We start from the raw sequence: 25,016 nt of genomic DNA on the forward strand, positions 1-25,016 counted from the left end.
AACTCTCCAAACAAAAACCCCCAGACCAAAGCCCAGGCAGAATTCGAATCAGAAAAATCCGATCACAAACAAAAGACACCAAAAACTGGCATCAAAAAAACAAACCATCCCACGTGGCAGGAAGACGGGGAGTCCCCCACCAAGATGGCAAAAAACAACAAACAAAAACCACCAAACACACTATTGAGTTCTCAAACAACACACCCGATCCTGACCGCGCAACAAGTCCGCGGCTAAAAGCCGCGGGCAAGAGTGCGGGCAATGAGGTACTCCCCGGTTAAGGGTTTCTCTCTCGGATTTGGTCTTCGCTCTCCGGCTTGAGGCCGTGTCGCTCTGACTCGCAATAAGTTACGGCAGGGCTAACAGCGAGTCAAATCGCCTGGTCAGCGGCGGATTGCCGCAGGTCAGCGGCACCGGCGAGTCAGTCACCGGCGGCCACCCGGGCCACTCCCGCGATGTTGCGCTTGCCACGTCGCAACACCAGCCAACGATCGTGCAAAAAGTCCGATGTCTGTGGTATCCACTCGTCGCTTTCGATTCGCACGTTGTTCACGTACACCCCGCCTTCGGCGAGCGTCCGCTTGGCGGCACCCTTACTGGCCACCAGTCCGCTGGCCACCAACAGGTCGACGATGCCGTCGGGACCACCCGGGGTCAGCTCGGCGACCTCGCCGTCACTGGCCTCACGCAAGGCGGCGGCCAGCGTCGACTCATCCAGCGCCGACAACTCCGCACGCCCGAACAACGCCTGACTTGCCAGTTCAACGGCATCGGTGGCCCCCTGGCCATGCACCAATGTGGTCAGCTCGCGGGCCAGCCGGCGCTGCGCCGCCCGCTCATGCGGCCGCGTCTCGGTGGCCTCGGCCAGCTCGTCGATCTCGTCCTTAGCAAGGAACGTGAACCACCGTAGGTAGGGCAGCACATCGGCATCGGCGGTGTTCACGAAGTACTGGTACCAGGCATAAGGGCTGGTCAGCTCGGGATCGAGCCAGAGGTTGCCGCCGCCGGTGGACTTGCCGAATTTCTTGCCGCTCGAGTCCGTGACCAGCGGCGTCGTCAACGCATGCACCACCGCTCCGCGCTTCTGCCGGACCAATCGCACGCCGGCCACGATGTTGCCCCACTGGTCGGAACCGCCGATCTGCAGCGCACATCCGTGGCGCTCATTCAGCTGCACGTAGTCGTTGGACTGCAGCAGCATGTAACTGAACTCGGTGTAGGAGATGCCGTCACCCTCCAGGCGACGGCGCACCGTGTCGCGGTCGAGCATGACGTTCACCGAGAAGTACTTGCCGACATCACGCAGGAACTCGATCGCCGAGAGCTCGCCGGTCCAGGTCAGGTTGTTCTCCACGATGGCGCCCGTCGGCGAGGTGTCGAATTCGACGAATCGCTCCAGCTGTCCGCGGATCCGGCCGGCCCAGTCGGCGATGGTGTCGGCGGTCTGCATGGTGCGTTCCCCGCTGTCCCGGGGATCACCGATCATGCCGGTGGCGCCGCCGGCCAGCACGATCGGCCGGTGCCCGGCCTGCTGAAATCGCCGCAGTGTGAGCAGCGGAACCAGGTGGCCGGCATGCAGGCTGGGCGCGGTCGGGTCGAAACCGGAGTAGACCGTCACCGGCCCGTCGGCGAGCGCGTCACCCAACGCGTCCCGGTCGGTCGACTGCGCGATCAGGCCGCGCCATTCCAGTTCATCGAGGATGCCCGTACTCACCCTGCCCATCTTCCTGCATCAGTCACTGTCGTCCGGTGCCGGTGCCCGCGGACTGCGTCGGTAGGCCGACACCTCCGGCACACCCGGCAGCCAGAAACGCCAGGCCCGATCTGCGGCCGTACTCACCCCGACACGCGGGCCGTCGACCGCATCCGCCCCACGACCGAGTACCAGCCGGACCGGACTGTCGGCATCGAAGAGGTCGATTCCGTTGTCCTCCATGGTGATTCCCAACGCCGAGCAGAGATTTCCCGGACCCCGGGCCAGGGCACGTGGGGCAGGCACCAGACCGCGCCGATGCCGCGCCACCGGCTCACCGTCGTCGATCACGGCCGCCCGCAGCAGCACCGCGGCCGCGGTCCCGTCACTGCCGCACACCACGTTGGCGCAGACATGGATGCCGTGGCTGCGATAGGTGTAGAGCCGACCGGGCGGGCCGAACATCACCGTGTTGCGGACCCGCGGCCCGCGATAGGAGTGCGATGCCGGGTCGGGCCACGGTCCGTCCGGTGGCCCACCGTAGGCCTCCACCTCCACGATCGTGGCGGTGACGGCACGTCCATACAGTCGCGCGCCGAGCAGGCGGCGCGCGGCGGCCACCGGATCGACCGCCAGCGCCCGTACTCCCACAGCGGAGATTCTGCCCAACCCCTTGACACCCCCGACACGCGGGCGCACTATTCATCACATGATGAGTTCATCGAGTGATGAATTATCGGCAACGACCCACGAAACCGCCGTTGCGATCGACAATCTGCACGTCATCCGGGGTGCGCGCACCGCCCTGCAGGATGTTTCGGCGCGCATCCGACGCGGCTCGATCACCGGACTGCTGGGCCCCTCCGGGTGCGGCAAGACGACACTGATCCGGTCCATCGTCGGCACCCAGATCGTGTCGTCGGGCACCGTCACCGTGCTCGGGCATCCGGCCGGCAGCGCTCCGTTGCGCAGCCGGGTCGGCTATGTCACCCAGGACGCCACCATCTACCCGGACCTCCGCGTCATCGACAACGCGCGCTATTTCGCCGCGCTGTACGGCCGCACCGCGCACGCCGCCGACGATGCGGTGGCCGCCGTCGGCCTGACCGACCATCGAACGGCGTTGTGCGCCAATCTGTCCGGTGGTCAACGCACCCGGGTGTCGCTGGCCTGCGCCCTGGTGGCCCAACCCGAACTGCTGGTACTCGACGAGCCGACGGTCGGGCTGGACCCGGTGCTGCGCGTCGACCTATGGGAACAGTTCCATCAACTCGCCCGGGGCGGGACCACCCTGCTGGTGTCCAGCCATGTCATGGACGAGGCCGACCACTGCGGTGACCTACTACTGCTGCGCGAGGGCCACCTGCTGGCCCACACCAGCCCCACCCAACTACGAAAGGACACCGGATGTTCGTCACTGGAGGACGCGTTTCTGTCGGTCATCCGGCGCAGCACCGCAGCGTGAGATCCCGCTCGCTCGGACTGCAGGGCTATACGGCCACCACCGGCCGCATCCTGCGTCAGCTCGCCGGCGACCACCGCAGCGTCGTGATGATCGTCGTGGTCCCGACGCTGATCATCACGCTGATGTATTTCATGTTTCGCGATATCCCGCACCCGCCGGGCAGTCCGTCGCCGTTCAACAACGCCTGCCTGATCATGCTCGGCGTCTTCCCGCTGATCGTGATGTTCCTGATCACCTCGATCACGATGCAACGCGAACGGGTGTCCGGAACCCTGGAGCGGATCCTGACCACCCCCCTGCGCAGATTCGACCTGCTCGCCGCGTACGGCACCGCTTTTTCCATCGCCGCGGCGGTGCAGGCGACGTTCGCTTGTGTCGTCGCGTTCTGGCTGCTGGGTTTCGAGACGGCCGGTAGTCCGGCGCTGGTCTTCGGCATCGCCATCGTCAACGCGGTCCTGGGTGTCGGGCTGGGACTGTTGTGCAGCGCGTTCGCCCGCACCGAGTTCCAGGCCGTGCAGTTCATGCCGTTGGTGATCGCCCCACAGTTGTTGCTGTGCGGCATCATCGCTCCCCGCGTTGCACTCCCGGAATGGCTGCAGTGGATCAGCAACGTGCTGCCGGCCAGCTACGCTCTGGAGGCGCTGCAACAGGTCGGTGCGCACGCCGAACCCACGACGATCGCGATACGTGACATCGCCGTCGTGATCGGTTTCGCGGTGGTGGCCATGGCCCTGGCTGCGGCGACACTGCGCCGTCGAACCCCCTAGGAATACTGCAGATCTTGACCGACGACACCGACCGCAAACGCCCCGGGCGCCCACCCGGGGCGTCGGACACCCGCGAACGCATCCTGAAACATGCCCGGGAGTTGTTCTCGCGCAATGGCTTCGACAAGACGTCGATCCGCGCGATCGCCACCGCGGCAGGTGTCGACGGCGCGCTGGTACATCACTATTACGGCACCAAGCAACAGTTGTTCGCCGCCGCCATCGCGATCCCGATCGACCCGATGCAGATCATCGGTCCACTGCGGCAGACCCCGGTCGACGAGATCGGTTCCGTGCTGCCCGCACTGCTGTTGCCGCTGTGGGATTCCGAGATCGGCAAGGGATTCATCGCCACCCTTCGCTCGATCCTCGGCGGCGGCGATGTCAACCTGGTGCGCTCATTCCTGCAGGAGGTCATCACCGTCGAGATCGGCTCCCGGGTGGACAACCCTGTGGGGTCCGGGCCCTACCGGGTGCAGTTCGTCGCATCGCAACTGGTGGGTGTCGTCGTCGCCCGCTACATCCTGGAACTCGAGCCGTTCGCGTCACTACCGCCGGACGTGGTCGCCAAAACCATCGCACCGAATCTGCAGCGTTATCTCACCGGGGATCTGCCTGAGCTGAGCTGATCAACCGCTCATGCTCGGCATCGTCGTCGACCGCGACCGCCTCGTCGATCAGCAGCACCGGGATGCCGTCCACGATCGGGTAGCGCCGCCGCAACCGCGGGTTGTACAGGCAGTCGCCCGGCACGTACCGCAGCGGCCCGTGATCTTGCGGGCACACCACGATGTCGAGAAGCTTGGGATCCAACTGCGCTACCAAGCGCGACCGCCCCAGCCCGGCGGGATCAGCGGACCCGGATCGTCACCGGTGTCGGGAACCCACGGCTGGGCCGAGGTGCCGCCAGGCGTGCCGGCGGACGCACCGCCGCGGGCCTGCACCTGGCGCTGCTGGGCGACGGTGGCGCGCAACGCATCGGCGAGCGGAATCAGGTTGGGGCGCTTGTCCAGCGCCGCCGTGATGGCGGCCAATGCACCCGGGGTCGGCCGGATGCCCTGCGCGCGCAGGTTCAGCGCGTCGTCGACCAGGTTGGCGACCTGACCACCGCTGGCGCTGCGGCCGTACTCGTCGGCAAGCGCGTCCAGGACGTCGGCGTTCGCCGTGGCCGTACCACCGGCCAGCATCATCCCGGCTGCCAGCGCGGCGGCCGCCAGCGAACGGCGGGTCAAAGATGTCATCACGATCCTCCTAGCCCGGGAGCCTAACAGCGCACTGCGGACCGGGCTCGTCACAGATCACCGAGCTCGGCCCGCACCGCGGCCGTCATGCGCTTGTACTGAGTCGTATCGGTGTCCAGGTACCAGGCGTTACGCGAGGACTTCGGGATGCCCGCCGCCCGCAGCGGCCCGACCTCGGGGCGGTAGGACGCACCGAGGGTCAGCGCCGGTGCCACGTAGACCACATCGGGCCCGCGGCCCACCGGCAGCGTGCCCACTGCCTCGGTCACCTCCGCGCTGGGCACGCTGCCACCGGGGCGCAGCGCCACCGCCGTCACCACCAACGGTTTGCCCTCGACGTCCAGGCGGTAGGTGACCGCGAGATCGACCGCGCTGATCCGGCAGAGCGCGTCGTTGACGGCCGCGGTGAACACCGGACCCGACGGGGTGCGGATCACCGAACCGCGGTTGTCGACGAGCCAGTAGTCGCCGTCCTCGTCACGGCGGAACAGCTGTTCGGTGGATACCCAGGTGTCCGCGGGGGCGAAGACACCGCGCTTGACCGACGCCGTCGGGTCGATCGGACCACGCGGCCGGGCCAGCAGCAGACCCACCTGGCCCGGCTCGGCGCGCAGCACGAAGCCACTGTCGTCCTCCAGGATCAGATCATCGTCGACGTCGTAGGCGGCCAACTCGACGAACGGGCCGCCGGGCAGCGGCCGACCCTTGCTGCCGGGCTTGAGGTCGGCCACGTTCGCCAGCACCGCCTGGCCATCGGTGGTCGCGAAGAACTCCACGACATGGGCCGGGGCGAACAACTCGGAGACCCGCCGCCACAAACCGACCGGCATACCCGCGCCGATGAACAGCCGCACCGACAACGTCCCGTTCAGTGCGAACGACGGATCGTCGATGACCTCACGCAACATCGCCCAGGTGTAGGACACCACCGTGACGCCGTACTGACGGATCTCGTGCAGGAACCGATCGGGCGCCAACCCGCGGGACAGCGCGATGCGGGCACCGCCGACCACCGCGCCGCCGAGGCTCACCAGCAACCCGGACGGATGGTGCAGCGGGGTCAGGCAATACACGGTGTCCCGGTTGCCGAGGTTGGCCGCCGAGGCGGTGCCGAACGCCGACAGCGCCCACCGGTAGTTGGTGATCTGGCGGGCCACCAGCTCACCGTTGATGGTCGCGAACGCGACATATGCCAGATCGCGGGCGAACCCCGGGTCGGGCCGGTACCAGCCGGGCAGCTGCACCCGGTCCGGATCGATCTGCTCCATGTCGACCACGTCGGCGTCGGCAGGCAGGTGCAGGTCACGCGATTCACCACCACCGAGCACGAGCACCCGGCGGTCCAAGGTACGCGCGGCCTCCAGGTTCGCCGGGTCGGTGAGGATCTCCACCACCCCGCCGAGCCGGGCGGCCTGGGCCAGATCGGCGTCCGGGGGCATCAGCACCGCGACCGCGCCCAGGCGCGACAGCGCCGCGATGGCCACCAGGGCGCTGGGTCGGGTCTGCATCAGCACACCGACCCGCACACCCTGTCGGACCCCGACCTCGATGAGTCCGCGCACCACGTTGTTGACACGGCGGTCGACGGCCTCGTAGGTGTGCACACGGCCGTCGAAGAGCAGGAACTCACCGTCGGGATGGCTCATCGCCTGTTCGGTCATGATCCGGCCGAGCGAGATGCGGGTGTGGTCGTTGATCTGCCCCAGTCGCGTCAACCGGGGCAGCGTGCGCGCGGTCTCGACGATCAAGGTCCGGGCCGACTTGTTGGTCGCGACAACGGCACCGGCCGCCGACCGGGCCAGATCGAAGGCCATCTCCGAAGCGGCCGCCGCGCCGTGGGCGACCCGCGAGGCCAATGCGACACCGCCGTCGGCGGATTCGGCGGCATGGGCACCCATCGGGCCCACATCCTCGGGCAGCGGGCCGTCGCCACTGCGCCACTTGACCCAGGACGCCACCGTCGGCCACGTCTGCGTCGCCGCCTTGGAACCCACCACCAGGCCGAAATGCCCTGCACGGATCAGGTATTCGTAGGTCTCGGCCTGCGGCGCGGCGGTCTTGATACCGCGTACCGCTGCGGGCTGGCCGATATCGTCGACCTCGCCGATGACCGCCAGCACCGGACATTTGATATCGGCGAGCGTGACCAGTTCGCCGTGGATGTTGAATCCGCCGGACATCATCCGGTTATGTGCGATGAACTGCTTGAGCAGCTCCGAGATCGCCGGCCCGGACCAGGCGATCCAGCCCTCGGAATCCAGGAACCGGCGCTGCTGTTCGCGCGGCAACAACGCCTCGCGGTCGTGCAGCTGGCGCAGGAAATCCAGCCGGGCCTGCGCGGTCTTGAGCGGGTCGAGCATCTGAAATCCGGTGCGGGCCAACCATCCCGGGATGTCGATGCGGGAGAACACATGGTCGGCCATGAAATTGGCGGCGACCGCGCCGACGTTGGGCGGAATCCCCATCGGCAGCGCGGCCAGGGTGTCCACCGGCGACCCGAATCCGATGATGCTGGCCAGGTCCTTGGACCGCCGATAGGCCGCGGTCTGGTAGCAGAACATGCCGCCCTGGGAGTAGCCGGCCAGGTGCACATCGCTGCCGGTGAGCTTCTTGACGGTGTCGATGGCGTCGCTAAGCGCCACCACATGGTCGGCCAGGTTGCGCTGCATGCCGCCCTCGACCTCATCGGGTGACCCGAAGTCGATGACCCACGGGTCGATGCCCGCCGCATGCAGGATCCCGACGGCGCCGTCCTCGCGGGTCACGTCCCACATATCGGCGGACATCATCATCGGGTGCACCATCAGCACCGGCGGCCCCGGCGGTGTCGCGCCCGGCCGGGTGTCAGGCGGGAAATACCGGCGCAGCCGGTACATCGGCACGCTCTCGATGATCTGATAAGGCGAGGGCACCGCACCGGTTTCCAGACCGCCGTAGCGCAGCACCTCGATGCCGTTCTGCGCGGTGGCCAACAAGCGGCTCACCGGACCGGTGATCAGTGAGAAATCCACCAACGCGCAACTCCCCTGCCGTGTGAGCCCGCAAAGTGGCTCCCGATCCCCCGATTGCCTCGACATCATGGCACAGCGCCGCTGGTCGCCCGCTGAGAATGTTCAGCACTAGCCTGGTGGGGACATGGCGCATCTTCTCGGGGCCGAGGCCCTCCATCTGGAATACCCCACCAAGGTCGTTTTCGACTCCGTCTCACTCGGTGTCAACGAGGGCGACCGGATCGGCATCGTCGGCCGCAACGGCGACGGCAAGTCCAGCCTGCTGGCCATGCTGGCCGGACGGGTGAAGCCCGACGGGGGCCGGGTGACCGTGCGCGGCGGCGTCCGCGTCGGTGTGCTCGACCAGGCCGACACGCTGGACCCGACCGATACCGTCGGCCACGCCGTCGTCGGCGACGTCCCCGAACACGAATGGGCCGGGGATCCGCGCGGCCGCGATGTCATTGCCGGCCTGCTCGGCGATCTGGACTGGCACGCGAAGCTGGGCACGCTGTCCGGCGGCCAGCGCCGCCGGGTGGCGCTGGCCCAGCTGCTCGCCGGTGACCACGACGTCCTGGCACTCGACGAGCCGACCAACCACCTCGACGTCGAGGCGATCACCTGGCTGGCCGAACATCTGAAGCGACGCTGGAGCCCGACCTCGGGCGGGCTGCTGGTGGTCACCCACGATCGCTGGTTCCTCGACGAGATCTGCACAGTCACCTGGGAAGTGCACGACCGGATCGTCGAACCATTCGAGGGCGGCTATGCCGCCTACATCCTGCAGCGCGTCGAGCGGGACCGGCAGGCCGCCACCATCGAGGAGCGGCGCAAGAACCTGGCCCGCAAGGAACTGGCCTGGCTGCGCCGCGGCGCGCCGGCCCGCACCTCCAAACCGAAGTTCCGCATCGACGCGGCCAACGCGCTGATCGCCGACGTCCCCGAGATCCGGGACAAGGTCGCGCTGCAGTCGCTGGCGGTGACCCGGCTGGGAAAGCAGGTCGTCGACCTGCTCGACACCTCGGTCAGCTACGGCGATCGCGAGGTGCTGCACGAGGTCGAATGGCTGATCGCACCGGGCGAACGCACCGGAATCCTCGGTGTCAACGGCGCGGGCAAGTCGACGCTGCTGGGCCTGATCGACGGTTCGGTGGAGCCGACCTCGGGCCGGGTCAAGCGCGGTAAGACGGTCAAGGTGGCGACGCTGACCCAGGGCGTGGACAGGCTCGCCGAACACCTCGACGACCCGGTGCGCATCGTGCTCAGCCACCTGGCCACCACCTACAGCTTCGGCACGGGTTCCAAGGCCCAGGAGCTCACCCCCAGCCAGTTGCTGGAGCGGCTCGGGTTCGCCAGCGCGCAACTGTCGACGCCGGTGAAAGATCTGTCCGGCGGCCAGCAGCGCCGACTGCAGCTGCTGCTGATCCTGCTGGAGCAGCCCAACGTGCTGATCCTCGACGAGCCCACCAACGACCTGGACACCGACATGCTCGCGGCCATGGAGGACCTGCTGGACTCCTGGCCGGGCACCATGATCGTGGTCAGCCATGACCGCTATTTCCTGGAGCGGGTCACCGACCAGCAGTACGGAATCCTCGGTGGGCGGCTGCGTCATCTGCCCGGCGGCGTCGACGAATATCTGCGGCTGCGGGCCAAGCACGCCGCGGAGACGGGCCCGGCCGCCGCGCGCCCTGCCGCCGGCGGCGCACCGGGGCTGTCCGGGTCGGATCTGCGGGCGACGCAGAAGGAGGTCACGTCGATCGAGCGCCGGCTGCAGAAGCTGGACGGCCAGATCGGCACCGCACACCAGAAGCTTGCCGAGCACGATCAGGGCGATTTCGAAGGGCTGCAACGACTTACCGGGGCGCTCCGCGAGTTGGAGGCCGAGGTCGCCGAGCTCGAGGAGAAATGGCTGGAGCTGTCCGAAAGCCTCGGCTGATCAGGGAATTGGGTCGGGGGGGCCGTTACGATGACTGCCGTGCGATACGTGCTGGCGCCGCTGACGCTGTGCATTCGGTATTTCCCGCAGCTGGTGGCGTGTTATCTGCTCGGTTATCTCGGCCGGATCGGCGCGATCGAATGGGCCGCCTGGGCCGGGTACGACAACTATGTGTGGGCCTCGCTGATCATGCCACTGGCCGGTATGGCCCGGCTGGGCTCCTATGTGGCGATGTTCCTGGTGATCCGGCCGGGCATCCCGGTGCTGGCGGGACTGGCGCGGCGACCGGCCCGGCAGATCGACATCTTCGCGACCATCATCGTGCCGTTCTTCGCAATCTATCTGGCGTGGCAGATGTTTCGGGAGGACTGGCTGTCGTTCGAGTATCGCGCGATGCAGTACCGGGCCGGCGCGGCCATGATGTCACCGGAGGCGTCCACCCTGCACCCGAGCATGCTGCCGGTCGGCACCGTCACCCTCGTCATCATCGGCCTGGCGCTGATCGCCAGGTTCGCCCTGGGCCGACTGAAGGACCGCACACCCGCCTGGCTGTTACCGGTTCAGGTCTACCTGGACACGCTGTGGGTCTTCCTGGTGCTGACGTACTCGGCCAGCCAGGGGCTCACCATCTTGATCAACCCGTCGGCCTGGATTGCCGAACGACGGATCATCGTGTGGTTCAACGACACCCGCGAGAGTCTGTTCTCCCACGTGCAGTTCCTGCAGAAGATGTGGGACGGGTTGACGTGGGCCATCAGCACCGTCTTCGGCGGCGCGGCGGTACCGCTGATCTGGTTGGCGGTGGCCTGCATCGTCTACGGCGCCACCGCCAAGGCCGACTGGCGCGCCGAGGCCCAACGAATCGGTGGTGACCGGGTCGACCGGTGGATGCAGCGCTCGGAGGCGCGACGCACCCAGTTGAGCACCGGATGGAAACGCGTCCCCGGCAAGGTCCGCACCGAAGTGCGCGATCAGCTGACCGGCCAGATCGGCAAGTTCAAACCGATCACCGACTCGGCCCATGTCATCGCCGCCGGCGGCCTGCTCGCGCTGTCGGTGTATGTGCTGGGCTATCTCGGTCTGGCCTGGCTGGACATGGCCGGCAGCTTCTACCGCGCGCAGTTGGGGCCGGGCTACCTGTTCCGAGGCATGGCCTGGCTGATGGGACCGCACGACATCGAGTTCTGGTTCGCCACCTGGGATCTGATGGCGCTGATATCGCATTCGATCATCGAGCCGCTGCGGATCTGCCTGGTGGCCACCGCGCTGGCCTGGTGCGTACAGCGCTCTGCCGCTACAGCTCCAGCCGAAGCAGAATCGAGCCGTCCGGTCTCCTGACGTCCACCGCCGTCGGCTCCGTCGTCGCCGGCACCAGGAACGTCCACGGCAGCGACAGCTCCGCACCGCACGGTGGACCGTTGCCACGCCACGAACGCTCCCCCTCGATCAGATAGCCCACGCAGCCGAATTCCTCGGTGGCCGTGCCGGATCGCTCGATGAGCACGTTCAGTTGGACGGTGCCCTCGGGCAGGGCCGACCCGGGTTTGGTCGTCGTGCGGCTGACATTGCGGACCGACCACATCTGCCCGTCCACCTCGATGGACTGCCGCGGCGCGGCGGTGTGCGCGGGCACGACGGTGTGCCGGTAGTCGGCCCATTCCGGTTCCAGGATGAACACGGTGGTGGTGATCGCCGCCGCGGCAGCGACGGCGGTGCCGATCAGATTGCGCTGCCAGAGTTTCATGTCCCGACCTGCGTGCCCGGGCCGATGTCGATCAGATCGGTGCGCTGCACCCGCGCGTCGGCCAGATCGATGTCGACGACCAGCCGCGAATTCAGCCGCCAGTCGCCGACCCACATCCGCAGTGCGATCCGGCCCCGGTCCGGTGCCACGAGATCGGGCGGCACGTCGAACACCCACGACCCGCTCAGCCGGATCCCGGGGACCAGCGCCCCGGTGACCGGGATGAGGCCGAGCCGGCTGGTGGGCACATAGGTGTTGGACCCGACGATCAGTTCGACCGAGGGCACCTGGTCGCGGCGGGTCGTCATCGCCGCGCCGTCGACGGCGACCCAGATACCGACCGCGTCGACCGTGCCCGGCGGGTACTGCGTCTTGTCGACCCGGGGCCCGATCCGGACGCCGTCGACCTGCGCGGTGATCGCCGCGCCGGTGGCCTGCTGCCCCATCGCGACCTCGACATCGAAGGGGGCGAAGACTTCGTCGGGAATGGGCAGGCTGTGCCACATCCAGGCAGCGGCCGCGACGACCGCGGCGGTCAGCAACGCCGTCAGCGGGCGCCTCATCCCTTGCCGCCGACCGTAACGCGCAGCTGTGCATAGTCGGTCATGCTGGGCACCCAGCCCTGCCCGACGGTCGCGTTGATCTTGCGGACTTCCTTGCTGATCCACAGCGGCAGTTGCGCGCCGACCGCCACCGCATCGGCCGGAACCTCCCACAGCAGCACCACCTCGTCGGTCAGGCCAGGTCCGAGGCGCATCGAGAGGGTGCCGTCGGCCAGTCGAACTGCCGCCAGTTCGATTGCGTCGGACTGGTCGACGAGTTCCACCGGTTGTGCCACCGGGCCTGGCAGGGTGCTGGTGTTGTGCACCTTCACCACCAGCCCGAGATAGCGGCGACCCGGCTTCGGTGCGAACAATCGCCGCTGCCCGGCACGGACCTCGTCGACCAGGGTGGCGCGCAGCACCGTCATCTCGAACCGTCCGGTGTCGAACTGTTCGCCGGCCTTGATGTCGGTTACCTTCTTGTCGACGGTGTCCAGACCGCCGAACGCCGCGGTGGCAACCAGCACCGCCACCAGGCCGGCGCGGCGCCACTCCTTGAATCCCCAGCCCGCCAGCCAGTTACGAAAGCGTGCGGTGACGGTGATGGCGGCGCTCCCCCGAGCCGGTTCCATGCTGGGGATAGTACCTAGCGCAACGCGATCCGGAGTCGATCGGTGGTGTCGCGGACGACGTTGAGCTGCTTGGCAACCTGGGTGGGTGCGGTCCCGCCCCGGGCGTCGCGGGAGTTCACCGAGCCCTCGACGGTGAGGATGTCGCGCACCTCGGGGGTGAGTTCGTCATGGATCTGCGCGAACTCCGCGTCGGTCAGATCCTCCAGGCCGACGCCGCGGACCTCGGCCGCGCGCACCGCGGCACCGGCGGCCTCGTGGGCGACCCGGAACGGTACGCCGCGGCGGACCATCCATTCGGCGATATCGGTGGCCAGCGTGTAACCCAGCGGAGCCAGCGCCACCATCCGGTCGGTGTCGAAGGTCAGCGTGCCCACCAGCCCGGCCATCGCCGGCAGCAGCAGCTCCAGCTGCGCCACCGAATCGAAGACGGGTTCCTTGTCCTCCTGCAGGTCCCGGTTGTAGGCCAGCGGCTGCGCCTTCAGGGTGGCCAACAGGCCGGTGATGTTGCCGATCAGTCGGCCGGACTTGCCGCGGGCCAGCTCGGCGATATCCGGATTCTTCTTCTGCGGCATGATCGAGCTGCCGGTGGACCAGGCGTCGTGCAAGGTGGCGTACCCGAATTCGGTGGTGCTCCACAGGATCAGGTCCTCGGCGAGCCGGGACAGGTCGACACCGATCATCGCGAGTACGAACCCGGCCTCGGCCGCGAAGTCGCGCGCGGCGGTGGCGTCGATCGAATTGTCCGCCGCCGCGGCGAATCCGAGTTCGGCGGCGATGGCATCGGGATCCAGGCCCAGCGAGGATCCGGCCAGTGCGCCGGAACCGTACGGGGACACCGCCGCCCGTTTGTCGAAGTCGACGAGGCGGTCGACGTCGCGCAGCAGCGGATGGGCGTGGGCCAACAAGTGATGGGCCAGCAGCACCGGCTGTGCGGACTGCAGGTGCGTCTTGCCCGGCAGGATCGCCGTCGGGTGTGTCTGGGCCTGGGTGGCCAGGGCGGTGACAACCTGCAGGACACCGTCGGCGACCCGGCGGACCGCGTCGCGCAGCCACATCCGGAACAGGGTGGCCACCTGGTCGTTGCGCGACCGGCCGGCCCGCAACCGGCCACCCAGCTCGGGCCCGACCCGGTCGATCAGCCCGCGTTCCAGCGCGCCGTGCACGTCCTCGTCGCTGGGCAGCGGACCGAAGCTGCCGTCGGCGACGTCTGAGCCGAGGCTGTCCAGGCCGGCCAGCAGACCGTCGCGCTGCTCGTCGGTGAGCAGCCCGGCGCGGTGCAGCACCCGGGCATGTGCCTTGGACGCGGTGACGTCATAGGGCGCCAGCACCCAGTCGAAATGGGTGGACTTGCTCAGCGCGGCAAGGGCATCGGAGGGCCCGTCGGCGAACCGGCCGCCCCAGAGCGATCCTTCGTTGGTGGTGCTCATGGGCCTCAGAGACCCAGGTCGCGCTTGGCCGAGATCTTGGAGCTCAGGCCGTGCACGTGCACGAAGCCCTTGGCGCTGGACTGGTCGAAGCTGTCGCCCTCGTCGTAGGTGGCCAGGTTGAAGTCGTACAGGCTGGTCGGGCTGCGCCGGCCGTTGACCGCGATGTGTCCGCCGTGCAGCACCAGGCGGATCTCACCGGTGACGTGCTCCTGGGTGTGCGCGACGAAGGACTCCAGCGCGCGCTTGAGCGGCGAGTACCAGAGGCCGTCGTAGACCAGCTCGCCCCACTTCTGGTCGGTGCCGCGCTTGTAGCGGCCCAGCTCGCGCTCCAGGGTGACGTGCTCGAGCTCGGTGTGCGCGGTGATCAGCACCATGGCGCCGGGCGCCTCATAGATCTCGCGGCTCTTGATACCGACCAGGCGGTCCTCGACGACGTCGAGCCGACCGACACCCTGCGCGCCGGCGCGCCGGTTCAGCTCCTCGATGGCCTGCAGCACGGTGACCGGGCGACCGTCGATGGACACCGGCACACCCTTGTCGAATCCGACGATGACCTCATCGGGTGAGCTCCAGTTGATGGTGGGGTCTTCGGTGTAGTCGTAGACGTCCTTGGTTGGGGCGTTCCACAGGTGCTCCAGGAACCCGGTCTCCACGGCGCGGCCCCACACGTTCTGGTCGATGGAGAACGGCGAGCGCTTGGTGACGTTGATCGGGATGTCGTTCTCCTCGGCGAACGCGATGGCCTTCTCCCGGGTCCAGGCGTAGTCCCGGACCGGGGCGAGCACCTGCAGATCCGGTGCCAGCGAGGCGAATCCGACCTCGAAGCGGACCTGGTCGTTGCCCTTGCCGGTGCAGCCGTGCGCGACGATTCCACCCTTGTGCTCGCGCGCGGCCTTGACCAGGTGCTTGACGATCAACGGCCGGCTGATCGCCGAGACCAGCGGGTAGCGGTCCATGTAGAGCGCGTTCGACTGGATGGTCGGCAGGCAGTACTCGTCGGCGAACTCGTCGCGGGCGTCGACGACGACGGCCTCGACGGCGCCGCAGTCCAGGGCACGCTGGCGGACGACATCCATGTCTTCGCCGCCCTGGCCGAGGTCGATGGCGACGGCGACGACCTCTTTGCCGGTTTCCTTGCCGATCCAGCTGATGGCCACCGAGGTGTCCAGACCGCCGGAATACGCCAGGATGACGCGCTCGGACATTCGTACTTCTCCTTGTTAGTGCTTGCTTATTTCAAGTTGTCGAACATGGCGGCCAGCTCGGCGCCCGTCATCGGCTCACGTGCCATCACGAAGATGGTGTCATCTCCGGCGATGGTGCCGACAACCTGGGGCAACGATGCCCGGTCGATGGCGCTGGCCAGGTAGTGCGCAGCCCCCGGCGGGGTGCGCAGGACCGCGAGGTTTCCGCTGGCATCGGTCAAGACCAGCAGCTCGCCGAGCAGCCGGCTCAGCCGCTCGGTGCCACCGGACACCCCGCGCACCGGGCTGCCGTCCTCGGGGACGACGTACACCCCGACACCGCCGTCGGCACCGCGTAGCTTCACCGCACCGAGCTCCTCCAGATCCCGCGACAGGGTGGCCTGGGTGACCTCGATGCCCTCGGCGGCCAGCAGTGTCGCCAGCTCGGTCTGGCTGCTGATCTGTTTTGCGGACAGCAACGTGACGATCCGGGCCTGGCGGCCGACGCGGGTGGGAGAACTCATGCCCGTTCCAGCAACCAGACCAGCATCGCCTTCTGGGCGTGCAGCCGGTTCTCGGCCTCGTCGAAGACCGCGCTCTGCGGTCCGTCGATCACCTCGTCGGTGATCTCATGCCCGCGATGCGCTGGAAGACAGTGCAGCACAACGGCTTCCGGATCAGCGAGCTTGAGCAGATCGCTGTTCACCTGGAACGGCCGGAACGGGCGGACCCGGTCCAGGCCGTCGTTCTCCTGCCCCATCGAGGTCCAGGTGTCGGTGACGAGCACGTCGACCCCGTCGACGGCGGCCTTCGGGTCGGCTGAGAGGGTGACCGTTGCCCCGGTCTCGGCGGCCCGCCGGCGGGCGGCGTCGACGAACTGCGGGTCCGGCTCGAAACCCTTCGGCGCGGCGATCGTGACATTGATGCCCGCGGTGACCCCGCCCAGCATCAGCGAGTGCGCCATGTTGTTGGCGCCGTCGCCGAGGTAGGTCATCCTCAGACCGGCCAGCTTCGGTTTGCGCTCGGCCAGGGTCTGCAGATCGGCCAGCACCTGGCACGGGTGGAACTCGTCGGACAGTGCGTTGACAATTGGGACCGTCGACCCGGACGCCATGGCGGCCAGCCGTTCCTGAGCGAAGGTCCGCCACACGATGGCGTCGACATAGCGCGACAGCACCGCCCCGGTGTCCTCCAGGGTTTCCTCACGGCCTAGTTGGGTGCTGCGGCCGTCCACGACGACAGCGTGCCCGCCGAGCTGGGCGATGCCCATCTCGAAGGAGAACCGGGTGCGGGTCGAGTTCTTCTCGAAGATCACCGCGACACCGCGCGGACCCTCCAGAGGCCGTCGCGAGAACGGTGCGGACTTGAGTTGGGCGGCCAGCGCCAGCACCTCGGCCTGTTCCTCGGGGGTGAGGTCGTCGTCGCGCAGAAAATGCCTGAGTGTCATGGCGCTCCCTTGTCCAGCACCGCGGGCAGGGCGGTGAGGAAGTGATCGATCTGGTCGTCGGTGATGATCAGCGGCGGCGCCAACCGGACCAGGTTCGCCGCGGCGGCGTTGACCAGGAAGCCGGCGGCCCGGGCGGCGTCCTCCACGGACTTGGCCGCGTCCTGGTTCAGCGCGATACCGATCAGCAAACCCTTGCCGCGGACATGGTCGACCAGTGGGTGATCCAGTGCCTCGACACCGGTGCTGATGGTCTTGCCGGCCGCCCCGGCCCGGGCGACCAGGTCCTGCGCGGCCACGGTGTCCAGGACCGCGTTGGCGGCCGCGGTGCTGATCGGGTTGCCGCCGAAGGTGCTGCCGTGCATACCCGGGGTGAGCAGGTCGGCGGTGGCACCGATGGCCAGGCAGGCGCCGATCGGCAGGCCGCCGCCCAGCCCCTTGGCCAGGGTGACGATATCGGGGGTGATGCCGTCGTGCTGGTGGGCGTAGAAGGCACCGGTGCGGGCGATCCCGGTCTGCACCTCGTCGAGCACCAGCAGAGCGCCTGCGGCGGTGGTGATCTCACGGGCGGCGGCCAGGTAGCCCGGTGGTGGGACGACGACGCCGCCCTCCCCCATGATCGGTTCCAGGAACACCGCGGCAGTCTGATCGTCGACGGCGTCCTTGAGGGCTGCGACGTCGCCGTAGGGCACGAAGGTGACCTGGCCGGGCAGCGGTTCGAACGGGGCGCGTTTGGCGGGCTGGCCGGTGAGCGCCAGCGAGCCCATCGTTCGGCCGTGGAAACCGCCTTCGGCGGCAATGACTTTGGTCCGTCCGGTGAGCCGCGTGATCTTGAACGCGACCTCGTTGGCCTCGGTGCCGGAGCTGCAGAAGAAGGCCCTGGCGGGGTAGCCGAGCTGCCCGACCAGTTTTTCGGCCAGCGCGATACCGGGTTCGGTGGCATACAGATTCGAGGTGTGCCCCAGCGTGTTGAGCTGTGCGGTGACGGCCTCGATGATCGCCGGGTGACGGTGGCCGAGCAGGTTGACCGCAATACCGCCGAGCAGGTCCAGGTAGGTCTTGCCGGACTCGTCGGTGACCACCGCACCGTCCCCACTGACCAGGGCCAGCGGCGGGGTGCCGTAGTTGTTCATCATCACCGCTTCCCAGCGGGTCTGCAGTGTCATGCGGGTACCACCTTGGTTCCGGTTCCTTCGTCGGTGAAAAGCTCGACCAGCACACAGTGTTCGACCCGACCGTCGATGACATGTGCGCTGGGCACACCGCCGTCGACGGCCCGCAGGCAGGCCTCGATCTTGGGCACCATGCCCGATTCCAGCCGGGGCAGCAGTTGGGTCAGTGCGGCACTGTCGATCTCGCTGACCAGCGAGGTGCGGTCGGGCCAGTCGGTGTAGAGGCCCTCGACATCGGTGAGCATCAACAGCTTCTCGGCGCCGAGCGCCTCGGCCAGCGCGGCGGCGGCGGTGTCGGCGTTGATGTTGTGCACCACCCCGTCGACGTCGGGGGCGATGGTCGAGACCACCGGGATACGGCCGGCGGCAATCAGATCCAGCAGCGATCCGGCGTTGACGTGTTCGACGTCGCCGACCAGGCCGATATCGGTGGCCACCCCGTCGACGGTGACGCTGCGCCGTACCGCGGTGAACAGGGCGGCATCCTCGCCGGTGACACCGACCGCGTACGGGCCGTGTGCGTTGATCAGGCCGACGAGTTCGCGGCCGACCTGGCCGAACAACACCATGCGGGCGACGTCGAGCACCTCGGGTGTGGTGACCCGGAAGCCACCTTTGAAATCGCCTGCGATGCCCAGCTTCTTGAGCATGGCGCTGATCTGCGGGCCGCCGCCGTGCACGACGACGGGTCGGATACCGCAGTTGCGCAGGAACACCATATCGGCGGCGAAGGCGGCCTTGAGCCGGTCGTCGGTCATGGCGTTGCCGCCGTACTTCACGACGACGATCTTGCCGTGCAGTTGTTTGAGCCAGGGCAGCGCCGCAGCCAGGACTGCCGCCTTGGTGTCAGTGATCGTCATGAGCTGTAGGCCGAGTTCTCTTCGACGTAGGCATGCGACAGATCGGTGGTGCGGATCGAGGCGGCGGCATCGCCGGAGGCCAGGTCGATCACCACCGCGATCTCGTCACCAGACAGATCGACCTCGCGCGCACCGGGGGCGCCGGCGCCGTCGACGCATACTGGGAAACCGTTGAACGACACACTGATCCGCTGGGGGTCCAGCGTCACCGGGGCGATCCCGACGGCGGCGAGCACCCGGCCCCAGTTCGGATCGGATCCGAACAGCGCCGTCTTGACCAGACTGTCCCGGGCAACGACGCGTGCGGCGGTCAGGGCCTCGTCCTCGTCGACCGCGCCCTCGACGGTGATGACTACACGTTTGGTAACGCCCTCGGCGTCGGCCTGCAACTGGGCGCACAGGTCGTCGCAGACCGCGAAGACCGCCGCATCCAGTTCGTCCTGGCTCGGGGTGACCTCGCTGGCGCCGGAGGACAACAGCAGGACGGTGTCGTTGGTGGAACTGCTGCCGTCGACGTCGAGCCGGTCGAAGGTCTTGGCGGTCGCCCGCCGCAGCGCGGTGTCCAACGCGGTCGCATCCGCGGCGGCGTCGGTGGTGATGACCACCAGCATGGTCGCCAACGACGGGGCCAACATGCCCGCGCCCTTGGCCATCCCGCCGACCGTCCAGTTGTCATTGTGCAGCGCAACCTGTTTGGGCACGGTATCGGTGGTCATGATGGCCCGCGCGGCCTCTTCCCCACCGGTCAGCCCACCCGCCATCTCGTGCACGATCTCGGTGACGCCGGCCAGCACCTTGTCCATCGGTAGCCGGTCGCCGATCAGCCCGGTCGAGCACACCGCGACCTCGATGGCGCCGGTCTCGGTGCCCCAGTCACTCAGCGCGGCGGCGACGGCTTCGGCGGTCGCGTGGGTGTCCTGGAAACCGCCGGCGCCGGTGCAGGCGTTGGCGCCGCCGGAGTTCAGGACGACGGCACGCAGTCGACCGGTGGTGAGCACCTGCTGCGACCACTGCACCGGGGCGGCCTTGATCTGGTTGCGGGTGAACACGCCCGCGGCGTGGTGATCGGGGCCTTCGTTGAAGACCAGTGCCAGGTCGAGCGCGCCGGAGGCCTTGATGCCGGCCGGGATCCCGGTGGCCCGGAAGCCCGCCGGGGCGGTGACGCCCTGCGTCCGAACGAGTTTCGGGGTCTGATGGTTCGCTCCGCTCACGGCGCCACTCCCACGGTCGAAAGTCCTTCGGTCTCGGGCCAGCCCAGCGCCAGGTTCATCGATTGCACGGCGGCGCCGCCGGTCCCCTTGGTGAGGTTGTCGATGGCGCACAGCGCCACCAAGGTTTTCGCCTCGGCGTCGACGGCCACCGCGATCTGCGCCGCGTTGCTGCCGATCACCGAGCCGGTCTTGGGCAACTGCCCCTCGGGCAACACATGGATGAAGGGTTCGTCGGCATAGAACTTCTCGTACGCCGCGCGGACCTCTTGTTCGGTGGCCGTCGTCGGCGCGGTGCAGGTCGCCAGGATGCCACGCGAGGTCGGGATGAGCACGGGCGTGAACGACACCGTCACCGGCTTCTCGGTGACCTTGCGCAGGCCCTGCGCGATCTCCGGGGTGTGCCGGTGCTTGCCGCCGACGTTGTAGGCGCGCGCCGATCCGATGACCTCGGCGCCGAGCAGGTCCACCTTGGCCGACTTGCCGGCGCCGGAGGTACCGCTGACGGCGACGACGGTGACCTGCGGTTCCACCAGGTCGGCGGCGACGGCAGGCAGCAGGGCCAGCAGCGCCGAGGTCGGGTAGCAGCCTGGCACGGCGATGCGGGTGGCACCCTTGAGCGCGTCGCGGCCACCGGGCAGCTCCGGTAGGCCGTAGGGCCAGGTGCCGGCGTGCGCGCTGCCGTAGAACTTCTCCCAGTCGGCGGCCTCGGTCAGCCGGAAGTCGGCGCCGCAGTCGATGATGACGGTGTCGCCGAGTTGTGCGGCGAGTTCGGCCGAATGTCCGTGCGGCAGGCCCAAGAATACGACGTCGTGCTCGGCGAGCAGTGCGGCATCGGTGGGCTGCAGCACCCGGTCGGCCAGCGGCAGCAGATGCGGATGATGCTCGGCCAGGGTCGTGCCGGCGCTGGCCGCGGCGGTGAGCGCGCCGATGGTCAGTCGGCCGTCCGCGTAGGCGGGGTGGCCGAGCAGCAGGCGCAGAATCTCCCCGCCCGCGTACCCGCTGGCGCCGGCGACAGCTACGGAAGTCATACACCGATCTTTGCATTGTTATGCAGCGATACGCAAACTCATTAATCACGACTTCGTCGCGAGCGACCGCAAAGCGTCCGCCGGGTCGGCGTGTCGGTGTACAGACACGGTCGCTCGCGCCATGGGAGCAGCTCAGGCCCGCTGGATTGCACCCACCCGCTCGGCTGCCGCAGCGACGGCGGCATCACGCGAAGCGCTGGCCTCGTCTTCGGTCAGCGTCCGGTCGGCGGCCCGGAACCGCAGCGCCAGGGTCAGCGATTTGCGGCCGTCCCCGATCTGCGGGCCGGTGTAGACGTCGAACAACCGGACATCCTCCAGTAGCTCACCGGCGCCATCCCGGACGGCGTCGACGACGGCGCCGGCCGCCACATCATCGGCGACGATCAGGCTGATGTCCTGGAACACCGCCGGGAACGGGGACACCGCGGGTGCGGGCAGCCGATCGACGATGGGGATGTCATCGAGGTTCAGCTCCACGGCGCAGGTGCCCGCAGGCAGCCCGGCACGCTCGATCACGGCCGGATGCAGCTGCCCGGCATACCCCACCGGGACATCCCCGATGAGCACCTCGGCGCATCGTCCGGGATGCCAGGGCAGGTGCGCGGCGGTGCGCAAGGTCAGCTCGATACCGGCGGCGCGGCCGATAACACGGACCGCCTCGAATGCGTCGGCGGCCTCGACCTTGCGGCCGGGACCCCACGGTCCGGCGGGCTCACGCAGCCCGGCCAGCACCACACCGACGTGTTCGGGCTGGCGTGGCAGTGAGGTGTCCAGTCCGGCGATCTCGGCATCGGTGGGCCGCCGGTCGGTCGGAATGCGGTCCACGGCCCTGGTCTCCGATGTCTGCACGGCGACATGCGAGATGGCGAACAACGAGGTGTCCACCGCGCCACGGGAGACGTTGCGGGCCAATGCCTCCAGCAGACCGGGCAGCAAGGTGCTGGCGATGAATGGCCGGTCGGACTCCAGTGGGTTGAGCAGCGTGACGACGGATCGCCTCGGGTCTTCCGGGTCGAGGCCCCATTGATCGAACACCCCGGCCGGTAGGAACGGGGTCGGCAGCACCTCGACAAAACCGTCCAGCGCCAACGACTTTCCGAGCGCACGCCGACGCTTCTGTACCGGTGTCAGACCGCGCCCGGGCGGGGCGAGCGGCAGCACCGACGGGATGGCGTCCAGCCCCTCCAGACGCAGCACCTCCTCGACCAGATCGGCCGGCTCACGCAGGTCGGTCCGCCAGCTCGGCGGTGTCGCAGTCAACACGCCCTCGGTCTCGGTGACCTCGGCCCCGATCTGGGTGAGCCGACGCGCCGCGACACCGGCCGGGTAGGTGACACCGGCGACCCGGTCGGGCAGATCCGACGGCATGCTCACCGCGGCCGGGGACCAGTCTTCGCGCGGCGGATCGCCCCGCCAGTCGGTCAGCGTCGGATCGACGGTGCCACCGGCGATCTCGGCGAGCAGTGTCGCGCAGCGGTCCAGCGCAGCCACCGAGATGGCCGGGTCGACGGTGCGCTCGTAGCGCCGTCCCGCCTCACTGACCAGCCGCAGCCGGCGCTGGGTCCGTGATACCGCGGCCGGATCCCACACCGCGGCTTCGAGCAGCACATCGGTGGTCGAGGCGCGCACCTCGGTGGTGCCGGCACCCATCACACCGCCGATCGCCGCGGTGGCCACATCGTCGACGATCAGCACATCGGTGTCGTTGAGCGTGCGGGTGACATCGTCGAGGGTGGTGACCTGCTCCCCCGCCCCGGCGAACCGCACGTCGAAGGCGCCGGTGATCAGCGACCGGTCGTGCGCGTGCATCGGATGGCCGAGCTCGAGCATCACATAGTTGGTGACATCGACGGCCGGTGAGATGGCCCGGATCCCGGACAGCAGCAGCCGTCGCTGCAGCCACCACGGTGACACCGCGGCCGGGTCGATCCCGGTGACCGGGCGCAGCCCGAACCGTTGCACGCCGGTGCCCGGCTGGATCGTCAGCGGCCACGCCTCACCCTCGACGGGCAGCGGCGCGATATCGGCCGGGTCGACGAACTCCAGGTCGGTGGCACAGGCGATCTCGCGGGCCAGACCGCGAATCGAGAGGCAGTAACCCCGGTCCGGGGTGATCGCGAGGTGGAACACCACATCGTCGAGACCGACGACGTCGATGGCCGACGCACCCGGCTCTGCGGTACCGGCCGGCAGCACCATGATGCCGGAATGGTCACCGCCGAGGTTCAATTCGGAGGCCGAGCAGATCATGCCGTCGGAGGTGCGGCCGTAGGTCTTGCGCTTGGCGATCGTGAAATCGCCGGGCAGGACCGTGCCGGGAAGCGCCACCACCACGAGGTCGCCGACGGCGAAGTTGGTGGCGCCGCAGACGATGTCGCGGGGCAGCCCGTCAACATTGGCCTCACCGACATCCACCTTGCAGGCCCGGATGGGCTTCTTGAATTCGGTGAGTTCCTCGATCTCGGTGACCCGGCCGACGGTCAGCGGTCCGGTGACCGGCCCCACCGGGATGATCTCCTCGACCTCGTGGCCGAGGCGGATCAGGATCTGCTCGAGTTCGTCGGCCGACACATCCCAGTCGGGCGTGCCGAGCCGGACGGTATCCCGCAGCCAGCTGTAGGGAACACGCATCAGGCACCCACCCCGAACGGCAGGGAGAACCGCACGTCACCCTCGACCATGTCACGCATATCCGGAATACCGTTGCGGAACTGCAGAGTTCGCTCCAATCCCATACCGAAGGCGAAGCCGGAATACTCGGTGGGATCGATTCCGCAGGCGCGCAACACATTCGGATTCACCATGCCGCAACCACCCCATTCCACCCAGCCCGGACCGCCCTTCTTGTTCTCGAACCACACGTCGACCTCGGCCGACGGTTCGGTGAACGGGAAGAAGTGCGGCCGGAACCGGGTACGGCCGCTCGCGCCGAACTCGGCGCGGGCCAGCGCGTCCAGCGTGCCGCGCAGATTGGCCATCGTCAGGCCCTTGTCCACCGCCAGTCCCTCCACCTGATGGAAGACCGGCGTATGGGTGGCGTCGAGCTCGTCGGTGCGGAACGTGCGCCCCAACGAGATGATGTAGACCGGCAACTCGCGCTCCAGCAGCGCACGGATCTGCACCGGCGAGGTGTGGGTGCGCAACACCTGGCGCGACCCGTCCGGAGCGATCTGGAAGGTGTCCTGCTCGCTGCGGGCCGGATGGTCCGGCGGGAAGTTCAGCGCGTCGAAGTTGAACTGCTCGGTCTCGACCTCGGGCCCCTCGGCCAGTTCCCAGCCCATCGCGACAAAGGTGTCCGCGATCCGCTCGGCGAGCAGGGTGATGGGGTGTCGGGCGCCGACGGGCTGCCGCGTCGAGGGCAGTGTCACATCGATACGTTCGGCCACCAGCACCGCGGCATCCCGCTCGGCGCGCAGCGCCACCAGCCGATCGTCGTAGCTCTGCTGCGCCTCGGTGCGCGCGACGTTCACCCGCTTACCCGCGTCGGCGCGCTCGGTCTTGGGCAACGTGCCCAGGGCCTGGCGCGCCAGCGCGATCGGGGAACGGTCACCGAGGTGTTCGGTCTTCGCCCGGGCCAGCGCATCCAGGTCGGCGGCCTCATCAAAGGCCTGCCGGGCCGCGGCAACTGCGCTGATCAGGGCGTCTTCTGAGAGCTCCGTCACCCGGCGATCATAGGT

24 protein-coding genes are annotated in these 25,016 nt (G+C 68.3%); 6 read left to right on the forward strand and 18 right to left on the reverse strand.

What is annotated here, in order from left to right; all coding sequences use genetic code 11:
* On the forward strand, positions 1 to 237 hold a 237-nt coding region (locus ACLBYA_RS23650; protein ID WP_447711892.1), incomplete at its 5' end, for a hypothetical protein.
* 184 nt (positions 238 to 421) lie between these two features.
* Here the strand turns inward: ACLBYA_RS23650 and tyrS are convergent.
* Positions 422 to 1,714: a tyrosine--tRNA ligase gene (gene tyrS / locus ACLBYA_RS23655; RefSeq protein WP_447711893.1), complete on the reverse strand. Its 1,293-nt coding sequence runs from the start codon at positions 1,712 to 1,714 to the stop codon at positions 422 to 424.
* Between the two features lie 18 nt (positions 1,715 to 1,732).
* Positions 1,733 to 2,344, reverse strand: a complete 612-nt coding sequence (locus ACLBYA_RS23660; protein WP_447711894.1) for a DNA-3-methyladenine glycosylase — start codon at positions 2,342 to 2,344, stop codon at positions 1,733 to 1,735.
* Between the two features lie 58 nt (positions 2,345 to 2,402).
* On the opposite strand from ACLBYA_RS23660, the gene ACLBYA_RS23665 reads away from it, so the two are divergent.
* The 3 genes from ACLBYA_RS23665 to ACLBYA_RS23675 are packed head-to-tail and all read left to right on the forward strand — an operon-like array spanning position 2,403 to position 4,554.
* Positions 2,403 to 3,158, forward strand: a complete 756-nt coding sequence (locus ACLBYA_RS23665) for an ABC transporter ATP-binding protein (protein ID WP_447711895.1) — start codon at positions 2,403 to 2,405, stop codon at positions 3,156 to 3,158.
* Complete coding sequence (locus tag ACLBYA_RS23670) at positions 3,101 to 3,925, forward strand: ABC transporter permease (RefSeq protein ID WP_447711896.1); 825 nt, start codon at positions 3,101 to 3,103, stop codon at positions 3,923 to 3,925. The genes ACLBYA_RS23665 and ACLBYA_RS23670 overlap by 58 nt, the downstream gene beginning before the upstream one ends.
* Before the next feature lie 14 nt (positions 3,926 to 3,939).
* Complete coding sequence (locus ACLBYA_RS23675; protein WP_447711897.1) at positions 3,940 to 4,554, forward strand: TetR/AcrR family transcriptional regulator; 615 nt, start codon at positions 3,940 to 3,942, stop codon at positions 4,552 to 4,554.
* Here the strand turns inward: ACLBYA_RS23675 and ACLBYA_RS23680 are convergent.
* Genes ACLBYA_RS23680 through ACLBYA_RS23690 form a run of 3 tightly spaced genes read right to left on the reverse strand, consistent with a single transcriptional unit; the run spans position 4,526 to position 8,180 of the window.
* Positions 4,526 to 4,738 carry a Trm112 family protein gene (locus tag ACLBYA_RS23680; protein WP_447711898.1) on the reverse strand — a complete coding sequence of 71 codons (213 nt, stop codon included), beginning with the start codon at positions 4,736 to 4,738 and terminating at the stop codon, positions 4,526 to 4,528. The two genes, ACLBYA_RS23675 and ACLBYA_RS23680, sit on opposite strands and share 29 nt — an antisense overlap.
* 5 nt (positions 4,739 to 4,743) lie before the next feature.
* The gene (locus tag ACLBYA_RS23685) at positions 4,744 to 5,166 is read right to left on the reverse strand and encodes a hypothetical protein (RefSeq protein ID WP_447711899.1); all 423 of its coding nucleotides are present in this window, start codon (positions 5,164 to 5,166) and stop codon (positions 4,744 to 4,746) included.
* Positions 5,167 to 5,216: 50 nt separating this feature from the next.
* Complete coding sequence (locus tag ACLBYA_RS23690; protein ID WP_447711900.1) at positions 5,217 to 8,180, reverse strand: acyl-CoA synthetase; 2,964 nt, start codon at positions 8,178 to 8,180, stop codon at positions 5,217 to 5,219.
* Positions 8,181 to 8,301: 121 nt separating this feature from the next.
* Between ACLBYA_RS23690 and ACLBYA_RS23695 the strand changes: the two genes are divergently transcribed.
* Positions 8,302 to 10,095 (forward strand): ABC-F family ATP-binding cassette domain-containing protein, encoded by a 1,794-nt coding sequence (locus tag ACLBYA_RS23695; protein WP_447711901.1) that lies wholly within the window; start codon positions 8,302 to 8,304, stop codon positions 10,093 to 10,095.
* 30 nt (positions 10,096 to 10,125) lie between these two features.
* Complete coding sequence (locus tag ACLBYA_RS23700; protein WP_447711902.1) at positions 10,126 to 11,433, forward strand: hypothetical protein; 1,308 nt, start codon at positions 10,126 to 10,128, stop codon at positions 11,431 to 11,433.
* Here ACLBYA_RS23700 and ACLBYA_RS23705 read toward each other — a convergent pair.
* The 13 genes from ACLBYA_RS23705 to pheS form a co-directional block, all read right to left on the reverse strand.
* Positions 11,390 to 11,839, reverse strand: a complete 450-nt coding sequence (locus ACLBYA_RS23705) for a hypothetical protein (protein ID WP_447711903.1) — start codon at positions 11,837 to 11,839, stop codon at positions 11,390 to 11,392. The two genes, ACLBYA_RS23700 and ACLBYA_RS23705, sit on opposite strands and share 44 nt — an antisense overlap.
* Positions 11,836 to 12,402, reverse strand: a complete 567-nt coding sequence (locus ACLBYA_RS23710; RefSeq protein WP_447711904.1) for a hypothetical protein — start codon at positions 12,400 to 12,402, stop codon at positions 11,836 to 11,838. Before ACLBYA_RS23710 ends, ACLBYA_RS23705 begins: the two co-directional genes overlap by 4 nt.
* A complete protein-coding gene (locus ACLBYA_RS23715) occupies positions 12,399 to 13,013 on the reverse strand; it encodes a hypothetical protein (protein ID WP_447711905.1) in 615 nt (204 codons plus the stop codon). The genes ACLBYA_RS23710 and ACLBYA_RS23715 overlap by 4 nt, the downstream gene beginning before the upstream one ends.
* 14 nt (positions 13,014 to 13,027) lie before the next feature.
* Positions 13,028 to 14,440 carry an argininosuccinate lyase gene (gene argH, locus ACLBYA_RS23720; protein WP_447711906.1) on the reverse strand — a complete coding sequence of 471 codons (1,413 nt, stop codon included), beginning with the start codon at positions 14,438 to 14,440 and terminating at the stop codon, positions 13,028 to 13,030.
* Positions 14,441 to 14,445: 5 nt separating this feature from the next.
* Positions 14,446 to 15,645 carry an argininosuccinate synthase gene (locus ACLBYA_RS23725; protein WP_447711907.1) on the reverse strand — a complete coding sequence of 400 codons (1,200 nt, stop codon included), beginning with the start codon at positions 15,643 to 15,645 and terminating at the stop codon, positions 14,446 to 14,448.
* 26 nt (positions 15,646 to 15,671) lie between these two features.
* Positions 15,672 to 16,148 carry an arginine repressor gene (locus ACLBYA_RS23730; protein ID WP_447711908.1) on the reverse strand — a complete coding sequence of 159 codons (477 nt, stop codon included), beginning with the start codon at positions 16,146 to 16,148 and terminating at the stop codon, positions 15,672 to 15,674.
* On the reverse strand, positions 16,145 to 17,071 hold the full coding sequence (gene argF / locus ACLBYA_RS23735) for an ornithine carbamoyltransferase (RefSeq protein ID WP_447711909.1): 927 nt from the start codon (positions 17,069 to 17,071) through the stop codon (positions 16,145 to 16,147). The genes ACLBYA_RS23730 and argF overlap by 4 nt, the downstream gene beginning before the upstream one ends.
* Positions 17,068 to 18,234 carry an acetylornithine transaminase gene (locus ACLBYA_RS23740; protein ID WP_447711910.1) on the reverse strand — a complete coding sequence of 389 codons (1,167 nt, stop codon included), beginning with the start codon at positions 18,232 to 18,234 and terminating at the stop codon, positions 17,068 to 17,070. The genes argF and ACLBYA_RS23740 overlap by 4 nt, the downstream gene beginning before the upstream one ends.
* Entirely contained in the window at positions 18,231 to 19,100 is an 870-nt protein-coding gene (argB, locus tag ACLBYA_RS23745) for an acetylglutamate kinase (protein ID WP_447711911.1), read from the reverse strand. The genes ACLBYA_RS23740 and argB overlap by 4 nt, the downstream gene beginning before the upstream one ends.
* Positions 19,097 to 20,311, reverse strand: coding sequence for a bifunctional glutamate N-acetyltransferase/amino-acid acetyltransferase ArgJ (argJ, locus tag ACLBYA_RS23750; protein ID WP_447711912.1), 1,215 nt, complete (start codon positions 20,309 to 20,311; stop codon positions 19,097 to 19,099). The genes argB and argJ overlap by 4 nt, the downstream gene beginning before the upstream one ends.
* Complete coding sequence (gene argC, locus ACLBYA_RS23755) at positions 20,308 to 21,339, reverse strand: N-acetyl-gamma-glutamyl-phosphate reductase (RefSeq protein ID WP_447711913.1); 1,032 nt, start codon at positions 21,337 to 21,339, stop codon at positions 20,308 to 20,310. Before argC ends, argJ begins: the two co-directional genes overlap by 4 nt.
* Positions 21,340 to 21,471: 132 nt before the next feature.
* Entirely contained in the window at positions 21,472 to 23,970 is a 2,499-nt protein-coding gene (gene pheT, locus ACLBYA_RS23760) for a phenylalanine--tRNA ligase subunit beta (RefSeq protein ID WP_447711914.1), read from the reverse strand.
* The gene (gene pheS, locus ACLBYA_RS23765; protein ID WP_447711915.1) at positions 23,970 to 25,001 is read right to left on the reverse strand and encodes a phenylalanine--tRNA ligase subunit alpha; all 1,032 of its coding nucleotides are present in this window, start codon (positions 24,999 to 25,001) and stop codon (positions 23,970 to 23,972) included. The genes pheT and pheS overlap by 1 nt, the downstream gene beginning before the upstream one ends.
* Between the last annotated feature and the right edge of the window lie 15 nt (positions 25,002 to 25,016).

Source organism: Mycobacterium sp. C31M (assembly GCF_053345865.1).